Origin of the sequence: Robiginitalea sp. SC105 (assembly GCF_014243345.1) — a bacterium.
Taxonomy (GTDB): Bacteria; Bacteroidota; Bacteroidia; order Flavobacteriales; family Flavobacteriaceae; genus Robiginitalea.
On sequence record NZ_JACLZF010000001.1, the window covers coordinates 1,627,745 to 1,647,255 of the forward strand.

General features: G+C 56.0%; 16 protein-coding genes and 5 tRNA genes. All 21 read left to right on the top strand.

Annotated elements, in window-relative coordinates; all coding sequences use genetic code 11:
• Positions 1-2: 2 nt before the first annotated feature.
• The 21 genes from H7F20_RS07245 (at position 3) to H7F20_RS07345 (ending at position 19,502) form a co-directional block, all read left to right on the top strand.
• The gene (locus H7F20_RS07245) at positions 3-2,069 is read left to right on the top strand and encodes an amino acid carrier protein (protein WP_185785439.1); all 2,067 of its coding nucleotides are present in this window, start codon (positions 3-5) and stop codon (positions 2,067-2,069) included.
• Between the two features lie 28 nt (positions 2,070-2,097).
• Positions 2,098-2,970, top strand: a complete 873-nt coding sequence (locus H7F20_RS07250; RefSeq protein ID WP_185785440.1) for a helix-hairpin-helix domain-containing protein — start codon at positions 2,098-2,100, stop codon at positions 2,968-2,970.
• Between the two features lie 29 nt (positions 2,971-2,999).
• On the top strand, positions 3,000-4,139 hold the full coding sequence (locus H7F20_RS07255) for an acyl-CoA dehydrogenase family protein (RefSeq protein WP_185785853.1): 1,140 nt from the start codon (positions 3,000-3,002) through the stop codon (positions 4,137-4,139).
• Positions 4,140-4,207: 68 nt separating this feature from the next.
• Complete coding sequence (rpsU, locus tag H7F20_RS07260) at positions 4,208-4,402, top strand: 30S ribosomal protein S21 (RefSeq protein ID WP_185785441.1); 195 nt, start codon at positions 4,208-4,210, stop codon at positions 4,400-4,402.
• 82 nt (positions 4,403-4,484) lie between these two features.
• Positions 4,485-5,378: a tyrosine-type recombinase/integrase gene (locus tag H7F20_RS07265; protein ID WP_185785442.1), complete on the top strand. Its 894-nt coding sequence runs from the start codon at positions 4,485-4,487 to the stop codon at positions 5,376-5,378.
• A gap of 21 nt (positions 5,379-5,399) precedes the next feature.
• On the top strand, positions 5,400-5,717 hold the full coding sequence (gene hpf, locus H7F20_RS07270; RefSeq protein WP_185785443.1) for a ribosome hibernation-promoting factor, HPF/YfiA family: 318 nt from the start codon (positions 5,400-5,402) through the stop codon (positions 5,715-5,717).
• Between the two features lie 87 nt (positions 5,718-5,804).
• A tRNA-Thr gene (locus H7F20_RS07275) sits at positions 5,805-5,878 on the top strand.
• Positions 5,879-5,903: 25 nt separating this feature from the next.
• A tRNA-Tyr gene (locus tag H7F20_RS07280) sits at positions 5,904-5,986 on the top strand.
• An 80-nt stretch (positions 5,987-6,066) separates the two neighbouring features.
• Positions 6,067-6,139 (top strand) — tRNA-Gly (locus H7F20_RS07285).
• Between the two features lie 88 nt (positions 6,140-6,227).
• Positions 6,228-6,299: transfer RNA gene (locus H7F20_RS07290), tRNA-Thr, on the top strand.
• A gap of 152 nt (positions 6,300-6,451) precedes the next feature.
• A complete protein-coding gene (tuf, locus tag H7F20_RS07295) occupies positions 6,452-7,639 on the top strand; it encodes an elongation factor Tu (protein WP_185785444.1) in 1,188 nt (395 codons plus the stop codon).
• A 78-nt stretch (positions 7,640-7,717) separates the two neighbouring features.
• Positions 7,718-7,790, top strand: a tRNA-Trp gene (locus H7F20_RS07300).
• Positions 7,791-7,847: 57 nt separating this feature from the next.
• Positions 7,848-8,036 carry a preprotein translocase subunit SecE gene (secE, locus tag H7F20_RS07305; RefSeq protein ID WP_185785445.1) on the top strand — a complete coding sequence of 63 codons (189 nt, stop codon included), beginning with the start codon at positions 7,848-7,850 and terminating at the stop codon, positions 8,034-8,036.
• A gap of 10 nt (positions 8,037-8,046) precedes the next feature.
• Complete coding sequence (gene nusG / locus H7F20_RS07310) at positions 8,047-8,598, top strand: transcription termination/antitermination protein NusG (protein ID WP_185785446.1); 552 nt, start codon at positions 8,047-8,049, stop codon at positions 8,596-8,598.
• Positions 8,599-8,727: 129 nt separating this feature from the next.
• On the top strand, positions 8,728-9,165 hold the full coding sequence (rplK, locus tag H7F20_RS07315) for a 50S ribosomal protein L11 (protein WP_185785447.1): 438 nt from the start codon (positions 8,728-8,730) through the stop codon (positions 9,163-9,165).
• A 21-nt stretch (positions 9,166-9,186) separates the two neighbouring features.
• Positions 9,187-9,882, top strand: coding sequence for a 50S ribosomal protein L1 (rplA, locus tag H7F20_RS07320; RefSeq protein WP_185785448.1), 696 nt, complete (start codon positions 9,187-9,189; stop codon positions 9,880-9,882).
• 11 nt (positions 9,883-9,893) lie between these two features.
• Complete coding sequence (gene rplJ / locus H7F20_RS07325) at positions 9,894-10,412, top strand: 50S ribosomal protein L10 (protein WP_185785449.1); 519 nt, start codon at positions 9,894-9,896, stop codon at positions 10,410-10,412.
• 51 nt (positions 10,413-10,463) lie between these two features.
• Positions 10,464-10,847 carry a 50S ribosomal protein L7/L12 gene (gene rplL, locus H7F20_RS07330; protein ID WP_185785450.1) on the top strand — a complete coding sequence of 128 codons (384 nt, stop codon included), beginning with the start codon at positions 10,464-10,466 and terminating at the stop codon, positions 10,845-10,847.
• A 129-nt stretch (positions 10,848-10,976) separates the two neighbouring features.
• Positions 10,977-14,786 carry a DNA-directed RNA polymerase subunit beta gene (gene rpoB / locus H7F20_RS07335; RefSeq protein WP_185785451.1) on the top strand — a complete coding sequence of 1,270 codons (3,810 nt, stop codon included), beginning with the start codon at positions 10,977-10,979 and terminating at the stop codon, positions 14,784-14,786.
• 41 nt (positions 14,787-14,827) lie between these two features.
• The gene (rpoC, locus tag H7F20_RS07340; protein WP_185785452.1) at positions 14,828-19,126 is read left to right on the top strand and encodes a DNA-directed RNA polymerase subunit beta'; all 4,299 of its coding nucleotides are present in this window, start codon (positions 14,828-14,830) and stop codon (positions 19,124-19,126) included.
• A gap of 58 nt (positions 19,127-19,184) precedes the next feature.
• Positions 19,185-19,502, top strand: coding sequence for a DUF3467 domain-containing protein (locus tag H7F20_RS07345; RefSeq protein WP_185785453.1), 318 nt, complete (start codon positions 19,185-19,187; stop codon positions 19,500-19,502).
• The last annotated feature ends 9 nt before the right edge of the window (positions 19,503-19,511 follow it).

Sequence of the window (19,511 nt, forward strand, 5' to 3'; positions counted from 1 at the left end):
CTATGAAGTATCTATATACCCTCGTGATCTGTTGCCTGACCTTTGGGGCCTCGGCCCAGGACCTGCAGATCCGGGAGACTATCAGCAATCCGTCCACGAATATCAATGACGGTGTGATCCGGGTGAGCGTGACCGGGGGTACGGAGCCCTATTTGTATCGCTGGAGCAACCAGGAAACGCCCATTACCTCAAATCGCTCCACGGGCCTGACCGAGGGGGTTCCCTATGTGGTTATGGTCACCGATGCAACGGGCAAGACCGTAACCGGCGAATACAAGGTCCCCACCGAGGCGATCACCGAGGTGTTCAACGGGACCATGACTCCTGCTGTGAATGCCCTGGGCTCCGTACTCTTCTGGGACCCTTTTGCGGCCATTGGGATCTATGACCCCGCCGTATATGCAGATGTAAAGAATATCGGGATCCCGGACTGGTCCCCGGATGTGACCGACCGCTTCATCCTCAAGCAATGGCTGAAAGCCGAAGGTGAAAAAGTCCGTACCGGCGATCCGGTGGCCGTCATCAGCTCCGACAATGGGCCCGACCAGACCGTGCTGGCCAATGCAAACGGTACGCTGAAACACCTTGCCGGTGAAGGGGAGGTCATCTATAACCCGGAGAATGCGGAACACGTGATCGAGCAGGGGGCGCATTACCTGGCGCAGGTAGAATACGATGAGCCCGTGGTGATGACCCATCCCAATGGCGACCCGATTACCAACGGCATCCCGTTTATCGTTATCTGGCTGGTGCTGGGTGCTACTTTTTTCACCATCCGGATGGGCTTTATCAACATCCGCGGCTTCAAGCATTCCCTGGAGCTGGCACGTGGCAAGTACGACGACCCGGATGCCCCCGGGCAGGTCACTCACTTCCAGGCACTGGCCACAGCCGTATCCGGCACCGTGGGCCTCGGGAATATCGCCGGGGTGGCCGTGGCGGTTTCCCTGGGCGGGGCGGGGGCAACCTTCTGGATGATCGTATGCGGATTGCTCGGGATGTCATCCAAATTCGTGGAATGTACCCTGGGTGTCAAGTACCGGGATATCCTTCCCGATGGCCGGGTTTTCGGCGGGCCCATGAACTACCTCAGGTACGGCCTTGAAAAGAGGAACCTCAAGGGCCTCGGGCGCGTCCTGGCCGGGGTGTTCGCCGTACTGGCCGTGGGGGCTTCGTTTGGCGGCGGGAACATGTTCCAGGCCAACCAGTCCTTTGAGCAACTGGCGGGACAATTTACCATGCTGCAGGGCAATGGCTTTTGGTTTGGGGTGGTGACGGCCATCCTCGTCGGCGTCGTTATCATCGGCGGGATCAAGAGTATTGCAAAGGTTACCGGGAAGGTGGTGCCCCTGATGGCTACTATCTATGTGCTGGCCGCCCTTGCCGTAATCATCATGAACATACAGAATATCGGGCCCGCATTTTCCGCCATCGTGGAAGGCGCCTTCAACCCGGGTGCCCTCAAGGGGGGTATCATCGGCGTGTTGGTCGTAGGTTTCCAGCGTGCCGCCTTCTCCAACGAAGCAGGTGTGGGTTCCGCCGCGATCGCACACAGTACCGCCAAGACCAACAACCCGCCGTCGGAAGGTTTTGTGGCCCTGCTGGAACCCTTTATCGACACCGTGGTGGTCTGTACCCTTACCGCCCTGGTCCTCATCTTTACAGGGATGCATGAGGTGGAAGGCATGGCCGGTGCCCAGCTCACTTCGGATGCCTTTGGAAGCCAGATCAGCTGGTTCCCCTACGTGCTCGGCATTGCCGTTTTCCTGTTCGCCTTTTCGACCATGATTTCCTGGTCCTATTACGGCATGCGCGCCTGGACTTTCCTGTTTGGCAAAAGCAAGAAATCGGAGATGGTCTACAAATCCCTGTTCCTGGTTTTCGTGGTCATCGGGGCTTCCGTCAGCCTTGGTGCGGTGCTGGATTTTTCAGACATGATGATCCTGGCCATGTCCTTCCCGAATATCATCGGGTTGTACATCATGTCCGGGGAAGTAAAGAAAGATCTGGGGGATTATTTCACAAAACTCAAGGAAGGCAAGCTTTTCCACAAGCAGACTGCAAAATAAGGGCAGCCCCCATCCGTATTTTAGACGGATGAGGCGACCCGAATCCCACTTCAGAGGCAATCAGCGCGTCCGGAGTGGGATTTTTTATTTTCTCTGCCTGATGTTGCTGCTGGAGGGCTTCCGTCTGGCGCTGCCGCATTTGTCGCCTGCACCGCAGGCCTATGCGGGCCCGGATACGACCTACCGGCTTTACGCCGATACCACCCGCGCAATACCCCCGGAAAGGCCCGGGGCCAACCACCCCTTAGATCCCAACCGCCTGGACGATTTCACCGGATACCGGCTCGGTATCCCGGCAGCCTGCCTGGATTCCCTCTACCGGTATCTTGCCGGGGGAAACCGGATCAAAACCGAATCCGATTTCCGCCGGGCCACGGGACTCCCGGATACAGTCATGGAGCGGCTATTGCCCCTTTTGCGTTTTCCCGCGATCAAGCCCCGCCCCGGGTTGCCGGCGCAACCGGTTCCCGGCGGCCGAGGTGCTGCCCATGAGCCGGTTGCGGACCTGAATGAGGCAACAGCCCTGTCCCTGCAATCGGTCCGGGGAGTGGGCCCGGTGCTATCGGCACGCATCGTCCGCTTCCGGGAGGCCCTGGGTGGCTTCCTGGACACTTCCCAGCTCCGGGATGTCTACGGGTTGTCCCCGGAGGTAGCCGAACGAGTCGGCCGGCGTTTCCGGATACTCCGGCCACCGAAGATCCGGCGGGTGGACCTCAACAGCGCATCGGCCGCTGAACTGGCATCCCTGGTCTACCTGACCCGCGAGATGGCCGAGGATATCGTGGCCCGGAGGGAGGCAGCGGGACCCTACCGGTCCTTTGCCGAACTCGCGGGGGTCGAAAGTATTCCGGCGGAAAGAATTGGGAGAATAGCGTTATATTTGTCCCTTGAAAAAGAATGATTGCTATGATCGCAGAATCCACGAGTACTGTGAATTTTGAATATTCCGAAACCCAGCGTATGGTCGCCGAATCGGCGCGGGATTTCGCGGAACAATATATCCGTCCGCACGTATCCGAATGGGATGCCTCCCAGACCTTCCCGGTTGAAGTCCTCAAGAAGGCGGGCGAATTGGGCTTTATGGGGGTCCTGGTACCGGTTGCCCTAGGGGGCTCCGGCATGGGTTACCATGAATACATCGCCATTATCGAGGAGATCTCCAAGGTGGATCCCGCCATTGGCCTTTCGGTGGCCGCCCACAATTCGCTTTGTACAAACCATATCCTGATGTTCGGGGACGATGCCCAGAAGGAACGGTGGATCCCGAAACTCGCCAGCGCAGAATGGATCGGGGCCTGGGGACTTACCGAGCACAACACGGGCTCGGACGCCGGCGGGATGAATACCACGGCCCGGAGGGACGGGGACCACTGGGTGCTGAACGGCGCCAAGAACTTTATCACCCACGGGATCAGCGGGGATATCGCCGTGGTGGTTGTCCGCACGGGGAAGAAGGGCGACAGCAGGGGCATGACGGCCTTTGTGGTCGAAAAGGGAACCCCCGGGTTTTCCAGCGGGAAGAAGGAGGACAAGCTGGGCATGCGTGCCAGCGAAACCGCCGAGTTGATATTCGACGATTGCCGGATTCCGGATGCCAATCGGCTCGGCCCGGTCGGTGAGGGCTTCATCCAGTCCATGAAGGTACTCGACGGCGGCAGGATTTCCATCGGCGCCCTCTCCCTGGGGGTGGCCAAGGGTGCCTTTGAGGCGGCCCTGAAATACTCCAAGGAGCGCGTACAGTTCGGAAAGCCCATCAGTGCCTTCCAGGGCATCTCCTTCAAACTGGCAGACATGGCGACGGAGATCGAAGCAGCCGAATTGCTGGTCCACAAGGCGGGTTTCCTGAAAAATGCCGGCAAACCGGTAACCCAGCTGAGCGCCATGTCAAAAATGTACGCCTCCGAAATGTGCGTCCGCGTGGCCAACGAGGCAGTGCAGATACACGGCGGATACGGATACACGCGGGAATTCCCTGTGGAAAAGTTCTACCGGGACGCCAAGCTCTGTACCATTGGGGAAGGGACTACGGAGATCCAGAAAGTGGTCATCTCCAAGAATCTTTTGAAATAACTAGGAAGTTTTCCCGGAATCCCATTATATTTGCAGCCCGAATGCTTAAAGAAAGGAGGTTGTAGCCCATGTTAATTATACCAGTTAAAGAAGGAGAAAACATCGACCGAGCGCTCAAGCGTTTCAAGCGCAAGTTCGACAGGACCGGCACCATGCGCCAGCTGCGCAAGCGGCAGCAGTTTACCAAGCCGTCCGTGGAACGCCGCCAGCAAGTGCTCAAGGCAGAATATATCCAGCATCTGAGGGACCAGGAAGAATACTAGGTTCCCCAAAAGACGCAAAGCAACGACCCGCGCCCCACGGCACGGGTCGTTTTTTTTGCCCCACCTTTCGTATCTTTCGTTCATGTCCGCAGAGGCCTTCCGAAAATACCTGACCCTCGAGAAACAATATGCCAGCCATACGGTCAGGGCATACCTGACCGACCTGGAGGAGTTCTCGGAATTTGCCTGCGCCGGGGCCGGGGACATGAAACTCGAGGAATTGCCCTATCCCATCATCCGGAACTGGATCATCCACCTGATGGAATCCGGCCTCGGCAACCGTTCGGTGAACCGTAAAATCGCCTCGCTCAAGGCCTATTACAAATTCCAGTTGCGGGAGGGCCGGATCGAAGCGAGTCCCCTGGCAGGCCATAAGCCGCTTAAAACCCCCCGGCGGGTCGAGGTCCCCTTCAGCGAATCGGAGATGCGGGGGCTGCTCGAAGACTGGGATCCGGAGGGGGGGTACGAAGCGATGCGCGACAAGATGGTGGTGGAACTCCTGTATACCACTGGCATGCGGCGGGCCGAACTCATCGGCCTGAAGCTCTCCGACCTCGATTTGGCAGAAGGCGTGCTCCGGGTGACCGGCAAGCGGGACAAGGAACGCATCCTGCCCCTGCTGCCCGGAGTGGGCCGGGAACTGGAGGCCTATATCCGCCTCCGGGAAACCGAGTTCCCCGAGGCGGAGGAGCCCTACCTTTTCCTCTCACCCAGGGGCAATAAAATGTATGAAAACCTTGTTTATAGAATTATAAATAAATACCTTAGTAAGGTATCCGCGAAGTCCAAAAAGAGCCCGCACATTCTCAGGCATACCTTCGCAACTCACCTTCTAAACCAGGGAGCCGATATGAACTCCGTCAAGGAACTTTTAGGACATACCTCACTGGCCTCCACCCAGGTTTACACACACAACAGTATTGCCGAGTTGAAGCGGATCCATGGAACTTCGCACCCGAGGAACAAGAAAAAGTAACAACCCTAAAATCCTTAGCGTATGCACGTGACCACTCAATCCGTAAATTTCAATGCCGAAGGAAAACTGCTGGATTTTACCCAGAGGAGGCTCGACAAACTCGAGCAGTTCTACGACCGCGTCATCCGGGCCGAAGTGTTTTTGAAGGTCCAGAACATCAGTGAAAAGGAGAACAAGATCGCGGAGATAAAAGTACTGGTACCCAAGGAGACATTTGTCGTCAAAAAACAATGCAAATCATTCGAGGAAGCCGTCGACTCTGCCTGCAGTTCCCTGGAGCGGAAACTGGTGAAGAAAAAGAAGAAACCCAGGGTCTATACATCCCTAAAATTTTTATGAATATAGTTTTGAATAAATAAATAATTATCTACATTTGCAGTCCGTTAGAAATAGCGGACTTTTTTATGCGTAAAAAAGGCCCATTAAGCCGATGTAGCTCAGCTGGCTAGAGCACGTGATTTGTAATCTCGGGGTCGTGGGTTCGAGTCCCTCCATCGGCTCGTAAGTTCTTAAAAATTAGGGTCCGGGGAGATACTCAAGCGGCCAACGAGGACAGACTGTAAATCTGTTGGTTTTCACCTTCGCAGGTTCGAATCCTGCTCTCCCCACAAAGAAAATTTCTGAGTGGGCGCCGAAAGCTCGCTTTTGTAAGGCCACGAGAAGTTTGACATATTGAGATTTAAAGATTGCGGGAGTAGCTCAGTTGGTAGAGCGTCAGCCTTCCAAGCTGAATGTCGCCGGTTCGAACCCGGTCTCCCGCTCAAAGACCTTGGGCAAGCGTTTGTGGTGCTTGGGCCGGAATGCGGTAAGGCTTCGGCGGGGCCGCTCCAGAGAAACTTGCGCCAACAAGCCGACGTAGCTCAGGGGTAGAGCGTTTCCTTGGTAAGGAAGAGGTCACGGGTTCAATTCCCGTCGTTGGCTCAAAGAAAAGGCCCCGGTGGCCGGAATATCCGCCTTCGGAGCCCCGTTGGATCCGCAGCCTGAATCCCACAGGGGAGTCAGGGTCGGGAGCAGCGGGCCGGATGCGTTTAAAATTGATACACTAATATAAACTAAGATTAAATTCACTAACAATGGCTAAGGAAACATTTGACCGTTCCAAACCGCACTTAAATATCGGTACGATTGGACACGTCGACCACGGTAAAACTACGCTGACAGCTGCCATTACTACTGTACTGGCTAACGCGGGCTTGTCTGATGTTCGGAGCTTCGACTCCATCGACAACGCACCCGAAGAAAAGGAGCGTGGTATTACCATCAACACCTCTCACGTAGAATACCAGACTGAAAACCGTCACTACGCTCACGTTGACTGTCCTGGTCACGCGGATTACGTAAAGAACATGGTAACCGGTGCTGCCCAGATGGACGGTGCGATCCTGGTTGTGGCTGCGACAGATGGTCCGATGCCTCAAACCCGCGAGCACATCCTGCTCGGACGCCAGGTAGGTATCCCGCGCATCGTTGTCTTCCTGAACAAGGTTGACATGGTGGACGACGAGGAGCTGCTGGAACTGGTTGAAATGGAAGTTCGCGAGCTGCTGTCTTTCTACGAGTACGACGGGGACAACAGCCCGGTAATCGCCGGATCTGCTCTGGGCGCCCTCAACGGGGAGCAAAAATGGGTAGACACCGTCATGGAGCTGATGAAAGCCGTTGACGAGTGGATCGAGCTGCCTCAGCGCGATGTGGACAAGGAATTCCTGATGCCGGTTGAAGACGTCTTCACCATCACCGGACGGGGAACCGTAGCCACCGGCCGTATCGAAACCGGTGTCGCCAAAACAGGTGACGCTGTGGATATCATCGGTATGGGTGCCGAGAAACTGACTTCCACCATCACCGGGGTAGAGATGTTCCGCAAGATCCTCGACCGCGGGGAAGCAGGGGACAACGTAGGTATCCTGCTGCGCGGTATCGAGAAAAAAGATATCAAGCGCGGAATGGTTATCTGCAAGCCAGGATCTGTTAAACCGCACGCCAAGTTCGAGGCTGAGGTCTATATCCTGAAAAAAGAAGAAGGTGGACGCCACACGCCGTTCCACAACAACTACCGTCCCCAGTTCTACGTACGGACAACGGACGTTACCGGAACCATCAACCTGCCCAGCGGCGTGGAGATGGTGATGCCAGGGGACAACCTGACCATCACTGTGGACCTGCTCCAGCCGATCGCCCTGAACGTGGGACTGCGCTTCGCCATCCGCGAAGGAGGTCGTACCGTGGGTGCCGGACAGGTAACCAAGATTCTGGATTAAGCCTAGAAACAGGGTTTAAGAAGGCAGTGAGGGGTCCCGTCCTGATACCAATCGGGACGGAACCCTTTCACTGTAAATACGGGTGTAGCTCAGTTGGTAGAGCACCGGTCTCCAAAACCGGGTGTCGGGAGTTCGAGTCTCTCCTCCCGTGCAGAGCAACAGAAGGGACGCCTCGAGGGGTGCCTTCGTTAGAAAAATACAGCAAGCGATGTTGACATATTTCAAGGAATCCTATCATGAACTGAGGCATCAGGTAACCCTGCCTTCGCGGGCAGAAGCGTCTAACCTGATGGTGATCGTAGCGGTCTTTTCAATCATTTTTGCCCTGGCGACCTGGGGGGTTGATTCCCTGTTTTCAAACCTCATCCAGCTGTATTTCCAAACATTAATAGGATAAGGCGTAGAGGATGTCAGAAGTATTGGAGAAGAAATGGTATGTAGTTCGCGCCGTAAGTGGTCAGGAAAACAAGATCAAGGGGTATATCGAAAGCGAGGTGGAACGCCACGGTTTCGGGGAAAACCTTGAAGAAGTCCTGGTTCCGACCGAAAAGGTGGTTCAGATCCGCAACGGAAAAAAGATCAACAAGGAACGTGTCTATTTTCCGGGGTACATCATGGTGAAGGCCAACCTGACCGGGGAGATGATCCACATTATCCGCTCGATCACCAACGTGATCGGGTTCCTGGGTGAAACCAAAGGGGGCGACCCGGTGCCCCTCCGGAAATCGGAGGTCAATCGGATGCTCGGAAAAGTGGATGAACTGGCGATCAGCACGGATTCCGTGGCGATCCCGTTTGTACTCGGGGAAACCGTAAAGGTGATCGATGGTCCCTTTAACGGCTTCAACGGAACGGTCGAAAAGATCAACGAAGAGAAGCGGAAGCTCGAGGTGATGGTGAAGATTTTCGGAAGGAAGACGCCCCTGGAGCTGAGCTATATGCAGGTAGAAAAGGTTTAAAGATTAATTGTTACGCTTGAAAGTGGAGTCGCTTCCAATTTGACTCGCTTTTGGTTTCCGCGGCCTTCGGGCTGCGGGATTTAAGCCGGCCGGGGTGAAACGGCCGGGAGCTGTAAATTAAATAGAACAATGGCAAAAGAAGTAAGTAAAGTAGTTAAGCTACAAGTTAGGGGAGGTGCTGCGAATCCGTCGCCACCGGTTGGACCCGCTTTAGGTGCTGCCGGCGTTAACATCATGGAGTTCTGCAAGCAATTCAATGCGCGTACGCAGGACAAACCGGGTAAGGTATTACCTGTTGTTATCACCGTATATGGGGACAAGTCCTTTGACTTTGTCGTCAAGACACCGCCAGCGGCAGTTCAGCTCATGGAAGCGGCAAAGGTTAAAAAGGGATCCGGCGAACCGAACCGAGTGAAAGCAGGGAGTGTGAGCTGGGATCAGATCCGCACCATCGCAGAAGACAAGATGGTGGACCTGAATGCCTTCACCACCGAGTCGGCCATGATGATGGTCGCCGGTACGGCCCGTTCCATGGGCCTGAAGGTTGCAGGCAAACGTCCCTTTTAATCCGAAAAGCACTTTTACAAGATGGCAAAATTAACAAAGAAGCAAAAAGAGGCTCGGGCGAAGATCGAACGCGACAAGCTCTACTCCATCCAGGAGGCCTCCGAGCTTATCAAGGAAATCACCAACGTAAAGTTTGACGCAACCGTAGACCTGGCGGTCCGCCTCGGGGTAGACCCCCGGAAGGCGAACCAGATGGTGCGCGGGGTAGTGACCCTGCCCCACGGTACCGGTAAGGACGTCAAGGTACTCGCGCTGGTGACCCCGGATAAGGAAGCGGAAGCAACCGAAGCTGGAGCAGACTTCGTGGGTCTGGACGAATACCTCGAGAAGATCAAAGGAGGCTGGACGGATGTGGATGTAATCATCACCATGCCCAGCGTCATGGGGAAACTCGGACCACTCGGCCGCATACTGGGGCCGCGCGGATTGATGCCGAACCCCAAGACCGGTACGGTGACCATGGATGTCGCCAAGGCGGTTTCCGAGGTGAAGGCCGGTAAGATCGATTTCAAGGTCGACAAAACCGGGATCGTACATGCCGCAATCGGCAAGGTATCCTTCTCGGCCGACAAGATCGCAGGCAACGCCAAGGAACTCATCGAGACCCTCGTCAAGATGAAACCGGCGGCAGCCAAGGGTGTCTACATGAAGAGTATCTACATGTCCAGCACCATGAGTCCGAGTGTTCAACTGGATCCGAAAGTGGTCCAAATCTAAAAGAACCTAAGATGACCAGAGAAGAAAAAGCAACTGTAATCGAGGACCTGACCGCTCAGCTGGGCGGCTCCGGCATCATTTACCTGGCCGATATTTCCGGCCTGGATGCAGGCAGTACCTCAGACCTCAGACGCGCTTGCTTTAAAGCAAATATCAAGCTGGCGGTAGTGAAAAACACGCTGCTCGCCAAGGCTATGGAAGCCTCTGAAAAGGAATTCGGGGAATTGCCCGGGGTCCTGAAGGGGAACACATCGCTCATGCTTTCCGATACCGGGAACGCCCCCGCAAAGCTGATCAAGAACTTCCGCAAGAAGTCCGACCGGCCTTTGCTCAAGGGCGCTTTCATCGAGGAGGCGATCTATATAGGCGATGACAAACTGGACGCGCTGGTAAGCATCAAGTCCAAGGAAGAGGTAATCGGAGATATCATTGGCCTGCTGCAGTCACCGGCCAAGAACGTGATTTCAGGTCTGAAGTCCGGCGGCGGCAAACTGGCGGGTATCCTCAAAACCCTTTCCGAAAGAGAATAAGTACGCACTAAAACCTAAGTATAAATTTCAAACAGAGTAAACGATAGAAAAATGGCAGATTTAAAAGAATTCGCAGAACAGCTGGTCAACCTTACCGTAAAAGAGGTAAACGAATTGGCTGATATCCTGAAAGAGGAGTACGGTATCGAACCCGCCGCTGCTGCGGTTGCGGTTGCCGGAGGTGCTGCTGCTGGCGGAGACGCTGGTGAAGCCGCTGAAGAGCAAACCGAATTTGACGTAATCCTCAAAGCTGCAGGAGCTTCCAAGCTGGCTGTGGTTAAATTGGTAAAAGAACTGACCGGCCTGGGTCTGAAAGATGCGAAAGACATCGTTGACAGCGCACCGAAAGCTGTTAAGGAAGGAATTTCGAAAGACGAAGCCGAAGGTATCAAAAAATCACTGGAAGAAGCAGGAGCGGAAGTTGAGCTTAAATAATTGCGTCGACCATATGGTTTAGGTTTAGGTCTTCCGCCTTCTGGCGGCTAGGCCTAAACCCTTTTATACGATGTATATAAAGTCATATACAGCCCCCTCTCTCGTATTCACACTAAATGTTGTCCGTAGATGTTCACAAAACAGACTGAAAGAATAAGCTTTGCCTCGGCTAAGAACATACCGGAATACCCGGATTTCTTGGACATTCAGATTCAATCGTTTCAGGACTTTTTCCAGCTTGAGACCAAATCTGACCAGCGGGCCAATGAAGGTTTGTACAACACCTTCATGGAGAATTTCCCCATCACTGACACCCGGAACCAGTTTGTGCTGGAATTCCTGGATTACTTCATCGACCCGCCCCGGTATTCCATCCAGGAGTGCATCGAGCGCGGGCTCACCTACAGCGTGCCCCTGAAAGCACGACTGAAACTGTACTGCACCGACCCGGAGCACGAAGATTTTGAAACCATCGTACAGGACGTGTACCTGGGTACCATCCCCTACATGACCCCGAGCGGTACCTTCGTGATCAACGGGGCCGAACGCGTGGTGGTTTCCCAGCTGCACCGTTCGCCCGGCGTTTTCTTCGGACAGTCCTTCCACGCCAACGGCACCAAGCTGTACTCGGCCCGGGTCATCCCGTTCAAGGGGTCCTGGATCGAATTTGCGACCGACATCAACAGCGTGATGTACGCGTACATCGACCGGAAGAAAAAATTACCCGTGACCACCCTGTTCCGCGCCATCGGCTTCGAAAGGGACAAGGACATCCTGGAGATCTTTGACCTTTCGGAGGAAGTGAAGGTGTCCAAGACCGGCCTGAAGAAGGTACTGGGCCGCAAACTGGCTGCCCGTGTGCTGAACACCTGGCACGAGGACTTTGTGGACGAGGATACCGGAGAGGTGGTATCCATCGAACGGAACGAGATCATCCTGGACCGGGATACCGTCCTGGAAAAGGAACACATCGACCAGATCATCGATACGGATGTCAAGACCATCCTGCTGCACAAGGAAAACAACGCCCAGAGCGATTACGCCATCATCCACAATACGCTGCAGAAGGACCCGACCAACTCCGAGAAGGAAGCCGTAGAGCACATCTACCGCCAGCTCCGGAATGCCGAACCGCCGGATGAGGAAACCGCCCGGGGCATCATCGACAAGCTGTTCTTCTCCGACCAGCGCTACAACCTCGGCGAGGTAGGGCGTTACCGGATGAACAAGAAGCTTGGCCTGGACATCGGCATGGACAAGCAGGTGCTCACCAAGGAAGACATCATCACCATCATCAAATACCTGATCGAGCTGATCAACTCCAAAGCGGAGATCGACGATATCGACCACCTTTCCAACCGGAGGGTGCGGACGGTAGGGGAGCAGCTCTCCGCCCAGTTCGGCGTGGGTCTCGCCCGTATGGCCCGTACCATCCGCGAGCGGATGAACGTCCGGGACAACGAGGTGTTTACACCCATCGACCTGATCAACGCCAAGACGCTGTCTTCGGTGATCAACTCGTTTTTCGGCACCAACCAGCTGTCCCAGTTTATGGACCAGACCAACCCGCTGGCGGAGATTACGCACAAGCGGCGGCTGTCGGCCCTCGGGCCGGGAGGTCTTTCGCGGGAGCGGGCCGGTTTTGAGGTTCGTGACGTACACTACACACACTACGGAAGGCTTTGTCCGATCGAAACCCCGGAAGGGCCGAACATCGGCCTGATCTCCTCCCTGTCCGTGTTTGCCAAGGTAAACAGCATGGGCTTTTTGGAGACCCCTTACCGCAAGGTGGAAGACGGCAAGGTGGATACCGCCAACTATACCTTCCTCAGCGCAGAAGAGGAGGAAGGCAAGAAGATTGCCCAGGCCAACATCCCGCTCAAAAAGGATGGGGCCATCGATTCGGAGAAGGTTATTGCGCGTCTGGAGGCCGATTACCCGGTAGTGGATCCCAAGGAGATCAACTATACGGACGTCGCCCCGAACCAGATCGCTTCCATCTCCGCCTCCCTGATCCCCTTCCTTGAGCACGATGATGCAAACCGGGCACTGATGGGATCGAACATGATGCGGCAGGCCGTACCCCTGCTCAAGCCGGAATCCCCCATTGTGGGTACCGGACTGGAGCGGCAGGTTGCGACCGATTCGCGCGTGCTGATCAATGCAGAAGGAGACGGGGTGGTCGAAAGCGTGGATTCCAAGCGGATCACCATCAAATACGAGCGGTCCGACGAGGATCGCCTGGTGAGCTTCGACGAAGATTCCAAGACCTATGAACTGGTGAAGTTCCGCAAGACCAACCAGGGGACCAGCATCAACCTGAAGCCGATCGTCCGCAAAGGGCAGAAGGTGAAGAAGGGACAGGTGCTTTGTGAAGGATACGCCACTGAAAACGGCGAACTCGCCCTGGGCCAGAACCTGAAGGTGGCCTTTATGCCCTGGAAGGGATACAACTTTGAGGATGCGATCGTGATTTCCGAGAAGGTGGTCCGGGAGGATATCTTTACCTCCATCCACATCGACGAATACGCCCTGGAGGTCCGGGATACCAAGCTGGGGGCCGAGGAGCTCACCAATGACATCCCGAACGTTTCCGAGGAAGCTACCAAGGACCTGGACGAATACGGTATGATCCGTATCGGGGCCGAGGTGAAGCCCGGGGACATCCTGATCGGGAAGATCACCCCGAAAGGGGAATCCGACCCGACGCCGGAGGAAAAGCTCCTGCGTGCCATCTTCGGCGACAAGGCCGGGGACGTGAAGGACGCTTCCCTGAAGGCACCGCCTTCCCTGAACGGGGTCGTCATCGACAAGAAACTCTTTTCCCGTTCCATCAAGGACAAGCGCAAGCGCTCCGAGGACAAAGAGGCCATTGCGAAGCTCGAGCTTGAGTACGAAACCAAATTCGAGCAGCTCAAGGACGTACTGGTAGAGAAACTCTTCCAGCTGGTCAACGGGAAAACCTCCCAGGGCGTGATGAACGACCTGGGCGAGGAAGTCCTGCCGAAGGGCAAGAAATACACCCTGAAAATGCTGAATGCCGTGGACGATTTCGCCCACCTGGTAGGCGGCAGCTGGACCACGGATTCCAAGACCAACGATTTGGTTGCGGACCTGTTGCACAACTACAAGATCAAACTGAACGACCTGCAGGGGAACCTGAGGCGCGATAAATTCACCATCTCGGTCGGGGATGAGCTGCCCGCGGGCATCATGAAGCTGGCCAAGGTGTATATCGCCAAGAAGCGGAAGCTGAAGGTCGGGGATAAAATGGCCGGGCGCCACGGTAACAAAGGGATCGTTGCCCGGATCGTCCGCCAGGAGGATATGCCGTTCCTCGAGGACGGAACCCCTGTGGATATCGTCCTGAACCCGCTGGGGGTACCCTCGCGGATGAACATCGGCCAGATCTACGAAACGGTGCTCGGATGGGCCGGACAGAAGCTCGACAAGAAGTTCGCCACACCGATCTTCGACGGGGCTACCCTGGACGAGATCAACGAGCTGACCGACAAGGGGGAGATCCCCCGTTTCGGGCACACCTACCTCTACGACGGCGGAACCGGGGAGCGTTTCCACCAGGCTGCCACTGTCGGGGTGATCTACATGCTGAAACTCGGCCACATGGTGGACGACAAGATGCACGCCCGTTCCATTGGCCCGTACTCCCTTATCACCCAGCAGCCGCTGGGCGGGAAGGCGCAGTTCGGAGGCCAGCGTTTCGGGGAGATGGAAGTATGGGCCCTGGAGGCCTACGGTGCTTCTGCCACCCTGCGCGAGATACTGACGGTAAAGTCCGACGACGTGATCGGCCGGGCCAAAACCTACGAGTCCATCGTCAAGGGAGAAAGCATGCCGGAACCCGGCCTGCCGGAATCCTTCAACGTACTGATGCACGAACTCAAAGGTCTGGGTCTGGACATCCGCCTGGAGGAGTAAGCCTGTTAACACAACACATTTAATTTTAGTACCATAGCATAATGGCACGACTAAAGGACAATACACAAATCAAGAGGTTCAACAAGATTTCCATCGGCCTGGCTTCCCCGGAAGCCATCCTCGCCGAATCGAGGGGGGAAGTCCTGAAGCCTGAAACCATCAACTACCGTACGCACAAGCCGGAACGGGACGGGCTCTTCTGTGAGCGCATCTTCGGGCCGGTAAAGGATTATGAGTGCGCCTGCGGTAAATACAAGCGCATCCGGTACCGCGGTATCGTGTGCGACCGCTGCGGGGTGGAGGTGACCGAGAAAAAGGTACGCCGCGACCGGGTTGGGCATATCAACCTGGTGGTTCCCGTTGCACATATCTGGTACTTCCGTTCGCTCCCGAACAAGATCGGCTACCTGCTCGGGCTGCCGTCCAAGAAGCTGGATATGATCATCTATTACGAGCGTTACGTGGTAATCCAGCCGGGTATCGCCAAGGGCCCCGACGGGGAGGAGATCCAGCCACTGGACTTCCTCACCGAGGAGGAGTACCTGAATATCCTGGAGACCATCCCGCCGGAAAACCAGTACCTGGAAGACAGCGACCCGAACAAATTCATCGCGAAGATGGGGGCCGAGTGCCTGATCGACCTGCTCTCCCGCATCAACCTCAAGGAGCTTTCCTACGAGCTGCGCGACAAGGCGAACACGGAAACCTCCAAGCAACGGAAAACCGAGGCCCTGAAACGGCTGCAGGTAGTGGAGGCGCTCCGGGAGTCCCAGGACAACCGGGAAAACAACCCGGAGTGGATGATCATGAAGGTGATCCCGGTGATCCCGCCGGAACTCCGCCCGCTGGTACCGCTGGACGGGGGGCGTTTTGCCACTTCCGACCTGAACGACCTGTACCGCCGCGTGATCATCCGGAACAACCGGTTGAAGCGGCTCATGGAGATCAAGGCCCCGGAGGTGATCCTGCGGAACGAAAAGCGGATGCTGCAGGAAGCAGTGGACTCGCTCTTCGACAACACCCGCAAGGCCTCGGCCGTGAAAACCGAATCCAACCGCCCGCTGAAATCCCTTTCGGATTCCCTCAAAGGAAAGCAGGGGCGTTTCCGCCAGAACCTGCTCGGAAAACGGGTCGATTATTCCGCCCGTTCCGTGATCGTGGTCGGGCCGGAGATGAAGCTGTACGAATGTGGTCTGCCCAAGGACATGGCCGCCGAGCTGTACAAGCCCTTCGTGATCCGCAAGCTCATTGAGCGCGGCATCGTGAAAACGGTCAAATCGGCCAAGAAGATCATCGACAAGAAAGAGCCCGTGGTCTGGGATATCCTGGAGAACGTGCTCAAGGGCCACCCGGTCCTGCTGAACCGGGCCCCCACGCTCCACCGGTTGGGCATACAGGCTTTCCAGCCCCGCCTGATCGAAGGGAAGGCCATCCGCCTGCACCCGCTCGTATGTACCGCCTTTAACGCGGATTTCGACGGGGACCAGATGGCGGTGCACCTGCCACTGGGGCCGGAGGCCATCCTGGAAGCCCAGCTGCTGATGCTGGCCTCCCACAACATCCTCAATCCGGCCAACGGGTCGCCCATCACCGTACCTTCCCAGGACATGGTCCTCGGTCTGTACTACATGACCAAGGAGCGGAAATCGACCAAAGAGGTGCCCGTTATCGGGGAAGGCCTCACGTTCTACAGCCCGGAGGAGGTGGAAATCGCCTACAACGAAAAACGGGTGAACCTGAACGCGGCCATCAAGGTACGCGTGAAGGACCTGGACGAGGAAGGCGAACTCATTACCAAAATCATCGAAACCACAGTTGGACGGGTATTGTTCAATTCCGTGGTTCCCGCCAAAGCCGGCTATATCAACGAGGTACTGAACAAAAAGTCCCTCCGCGACATCATCGGCCGCATCCTCTCCGTGACGGATGTGCCGACCACGGCCGATTTCCTGGACAAGATCAAGACCATGGGGTACGACTTCGCCTTCCGGGGCGGACTCTCCTTCAGCCTCGGGGATATCATCATCCCCAAGGAGAAGCACGAGATGATTGCCGACGCCAACGAACAGGTAGACGGCATCATGATGAACTACAACATGGGTCTGATCACCAACAACGAACGTTACAACCAGGTGATCGACGTCTGGACCTCAACCAACGCCATGCTCACCGAGCTGGCCATGAAGCGGATCCGCGAAGACCAACAGGGCTTCAACTCCGTGTACATGATGCTGGACTCCGGAGCCCGGGGTTCCAAGGAACAGATCCGCCAGCTTACCGGTATGCGGGGGCTGATGGCGAAGCCCAAGAAATCGACCGCCGGAGGGGGCGAGATTATCGAAAACCCCATCCTGTCGAACTTTAAGGAGGGCCTCTCGATCCTGGAATACTTTATCTCCACGCACGGTGCGCGGAAAGGACTTGCGGATACGGCACTGAAAACGGCCGATGCCGGGTACCTGACCCGCCGGCTTGTGGATGTTTCCCAGGACGTGATCATCAATATCGAGGATTGCGGCACGCTCCGCGGCATCGAGGTGGAAGCCCTGCGCAAAAACGAAGAAGTGGTGGAAACCCTTGGGGAACGGATCCTGGGACGGGTATCCCTCCACGACGTGTACGACCCGCTTACCGAAGAGCAGCTGCTAACTGCCGGACAGGAAATCCTGGAGGCGGACCTGCAGAAGATTGCCGATTCCCCCATCGAACGCATCGAGGTGCGGTCGCCCCTCACCTGTGAGGCGGAAAAGGGGATCTGCTCCAAGTGTTACGGACGCAACCTGGCGACCAACAAAATGGTCCAGCGGGGCGAAGCCGTCGGTGTGGTGGCTGCCCAGTCCATCGGGGAGCCCGGTACCCAGCTGACGCTGCGTACCTTCCACGTGGGGGGTATTGCCGGGAACATTTCGGAAGACAACAAACTGGAAGCCAAATACAACGGGGTGGCCGAGATCGAAGACCTGCGGACCGTTACCGGGGAGGGTTCAGAGGGCAAGAAGGCGGAAATCGTCATCTCCCGTACCTCCGAGATCAAAATCGTAGATGGCAAAACCGGTATCACGCTGAGTACCAATAATATCCCATACGGATCCACGCTGCATATCAAGAACGGCGCCAAGGTGAAGAAAGGGGATGTCATCTGCCAGTGGGACCCCTACAACGGTGTAATCGTATCCGAATTCCCCGGGGAAATCGCCTATGAGAACATCGACCAGGGGGTTACCTACCAGGTGGAAATCGACGAACAAACCGGGTTCCAGGAGAAGGTGATCTCTGAATCCCGTAACAAGCGCCTGATCCCGACCCTGCATATCCGCGACAAGAAAGGGGAGACACTGCGTTCGTACAACCTGCCGGTTGGTTCCCACCTGATGGTGGACAACGGGGAGAAGATCAAAGAAGGCAAGATCCTGGTTAAAATCCCGAGAAAATCTGCCAAGGCAGGGGATATCACCGGGGGTCTGCCGCGTGTTACCGAGCTGTTCGAGGCGCGGAACCCCTCCAACCCGGCGGTGGTTTCGGAAATCGACGGGGTGGTATCCTTCGGCAAGATCAAGCGGGGGAACCGGGAGATCATCATCGAGTCCAAACTGGGCGAAGTGAAGAAATACCTGGTGAAACTCAGCAACCAGATCCTGGTACAGGAGAACGACTACGTCCGCGCCGGAATGCCGCTGTCCGACGGGTCCATTACCCCGGAAGACATCCTGGCCATCAAAGGCCCGTCTGCCGTACAGCAGTACCTTGTCAATGAGGTTCAGGAGGTCTACCGCCTCCAGGGTGTAAAGATCAATGACAAACACTTCGAGGTGGTGGTTCGCCAGATGATGCGTAAAGTCCAGATCCAGGATCCGGGCGATACGATCTTCCTGGAAAACCAGCTGGTCCACAAGGACGACTTCATCAAGGAAAACGACACCATCTTCGGGATGAAGGTCGTTACCGATGCCGGGGAATCCGAAAACCTGAAACGCGGCCAGATTGTTTCGGTCCGTGAACTCCGGGACGAGAATTCCCTGCTGAAGCGTGCCGACAAGGCCCTGGTAGAGGGACGAGATGCCGTAGCGGCAACCGCAACCCCGATCCTCCAGGGGATCACACGGGCTTCCCTCCAGACCAAATCGTTTATCTCGGCGGCTTCCTTCCAGGAAACCACCAAGGTGCTGAACGAAGCGGCGGTGAGCGGGAAGATCGACGACCTGGAAGGCCTCAAGGAGAACGTGATCGTGGGTCACAAGATCCCTGCCGGTACCGGCATGCGAGACTATGACAGCATCATCGTGGGCTCCAAGGAGGAATACGATGAGATCATGGCCCGCAAGGAGGAACTGAAATTCTGATAGTGCAAATACTACAAACCCCCGGCCTTAAACCCGGGGGTTTTTTAATATCCTACCCATGGCGGAAAAAGACGAGAAGCAACCACAGAAACAGATCAATATTGAGTTGGACGAACAGATGGCCGAAGGCGTCTATTCGAACTTGGCCATTATCAACCACTCGGTTTCCGAGTTTGTCGTGGATTTCATCAGCATGATGCCCGGCAGGCCCAAAGCCAAGGTAAAGAGCCGGATTGTGCTCACTCCACAGCACGCCAAAAAGTTCCTTAAGGCGCTGGATGAAAACGTGCGCCGCTTTGAACAGGCGCACGGGCCGATCAAGGACTACGAGCAGCCACCCATACCGCTTAATTTCGGGCCCACAGGGGAGGCCTGAATGATTTGC

What these genes read in the sequence shown, in the direction of transcription:
- H7F20_RS07245 (WP_185785439.1), top strand. Translation starts at nt 3, where the DNA reads ATGAAGTATCTATATACCCTCGTGATCTGTTGCCTGACCTTTGGGGCC.
- H7F20_RS07250 (WP_185785440.1), top strand. Translation starts at nt 2,098, where the DNA reads ATGAGGCGACCCGAATCCCACTTCAGAGGCAATCAGCGCGTCCGGAGT.
- rpsU (WP_185785441.1), top strand. Translation starts at nt 4,208, where the DNA reads ATGTTAATTATACCAGTTAAAGAAGGAGAAAACATCGACCGAGCGCTC.
- H7F20_RS07265 (WP_185785442.1), top strand. Translation starts at nt 4,485, where the DNA reads ATGTCCGCAGAGGCCTTCCGAAAATACCTGACCCTCGAGAAACAATAT.
- hpf (WP_185785443.1), top strand. Translation starts at nt 5,400, where the DNA reads ATGCACGTGACCACTCAATCCGTAAATTTCAATGCCGAAGGAAAACTG.
- tuf (WP_185785444.1), top strand. Translation starts at nt 6,452, where the DNA reads ATGGCTAAGGAAACATTTGACCGTTCCAAACCGCACTTAAATATCGGT.
- secE (WP_185785445.1), top strand. Translation starts at nt 7,848, where the DNA reads ATGTTGACATATTTCAAGGAATCCTATCATGAACTGAGGCATCAGGTA.
- nusG (WP_185785446.1), top strand. Translation starts at nt 8,047, where the DNA reads ATGTCAGAAGTATTGGAGAAGAAATGGTATGTAGTTCGCGCCGTAAGT.
- rplK (WP_185785447.1), top strand. Translation starts at nt 8,728, where the DNA reads ATGGCAAAAGAAGTAAGTAAAGTAGTTAAGCTACAAGTTAGGGGAGGT.
- rplA (WP_185785448.1), top strand. Translation starts at nt 9,187, where the DNA reads ATGGCAAAATTAACAAAGAAGCAAAAAGAGGCTCGGGCGAAGATCGAA.
- rplJ (WP_185785449.1), top strand. Translation starts at nt 9,894, where the DNA reads ATGACCAGAGAAGAAAAAGCAACTGTAATCGAGGACCTGACCGCTCAG.
- rplL (WP_185785450.1), top strand. Translation starts at nt 10,464, where the DNA reads ATGGCAGATTTAAAAGAATTCGCAGAACAGCTGGTCAACCTTACCGTA.
- rpoB (WP_185785451.1), top strand. Translation starts at nt 10,977, where the DNA reads ATGTTCACAAAACAGACTGAAAGAATAAGCTTTGCCTCGGCTAAGAAC.
- rpoC (WP_185785452.1), top strand. Translation starts at nt 14,828, where the DNA reads ATGGCACGACTAAAGGACAATACACAAATCAAGAGGTTCAACAAGATT.
- H7F20_RS07345 (WP_185785453.1), top strand. Translation starts at nt 19,185, where the DNA reads ATGGCGGAAAAAGACGAGAAGCAACCACAGAAACAGATCAATATTGAG.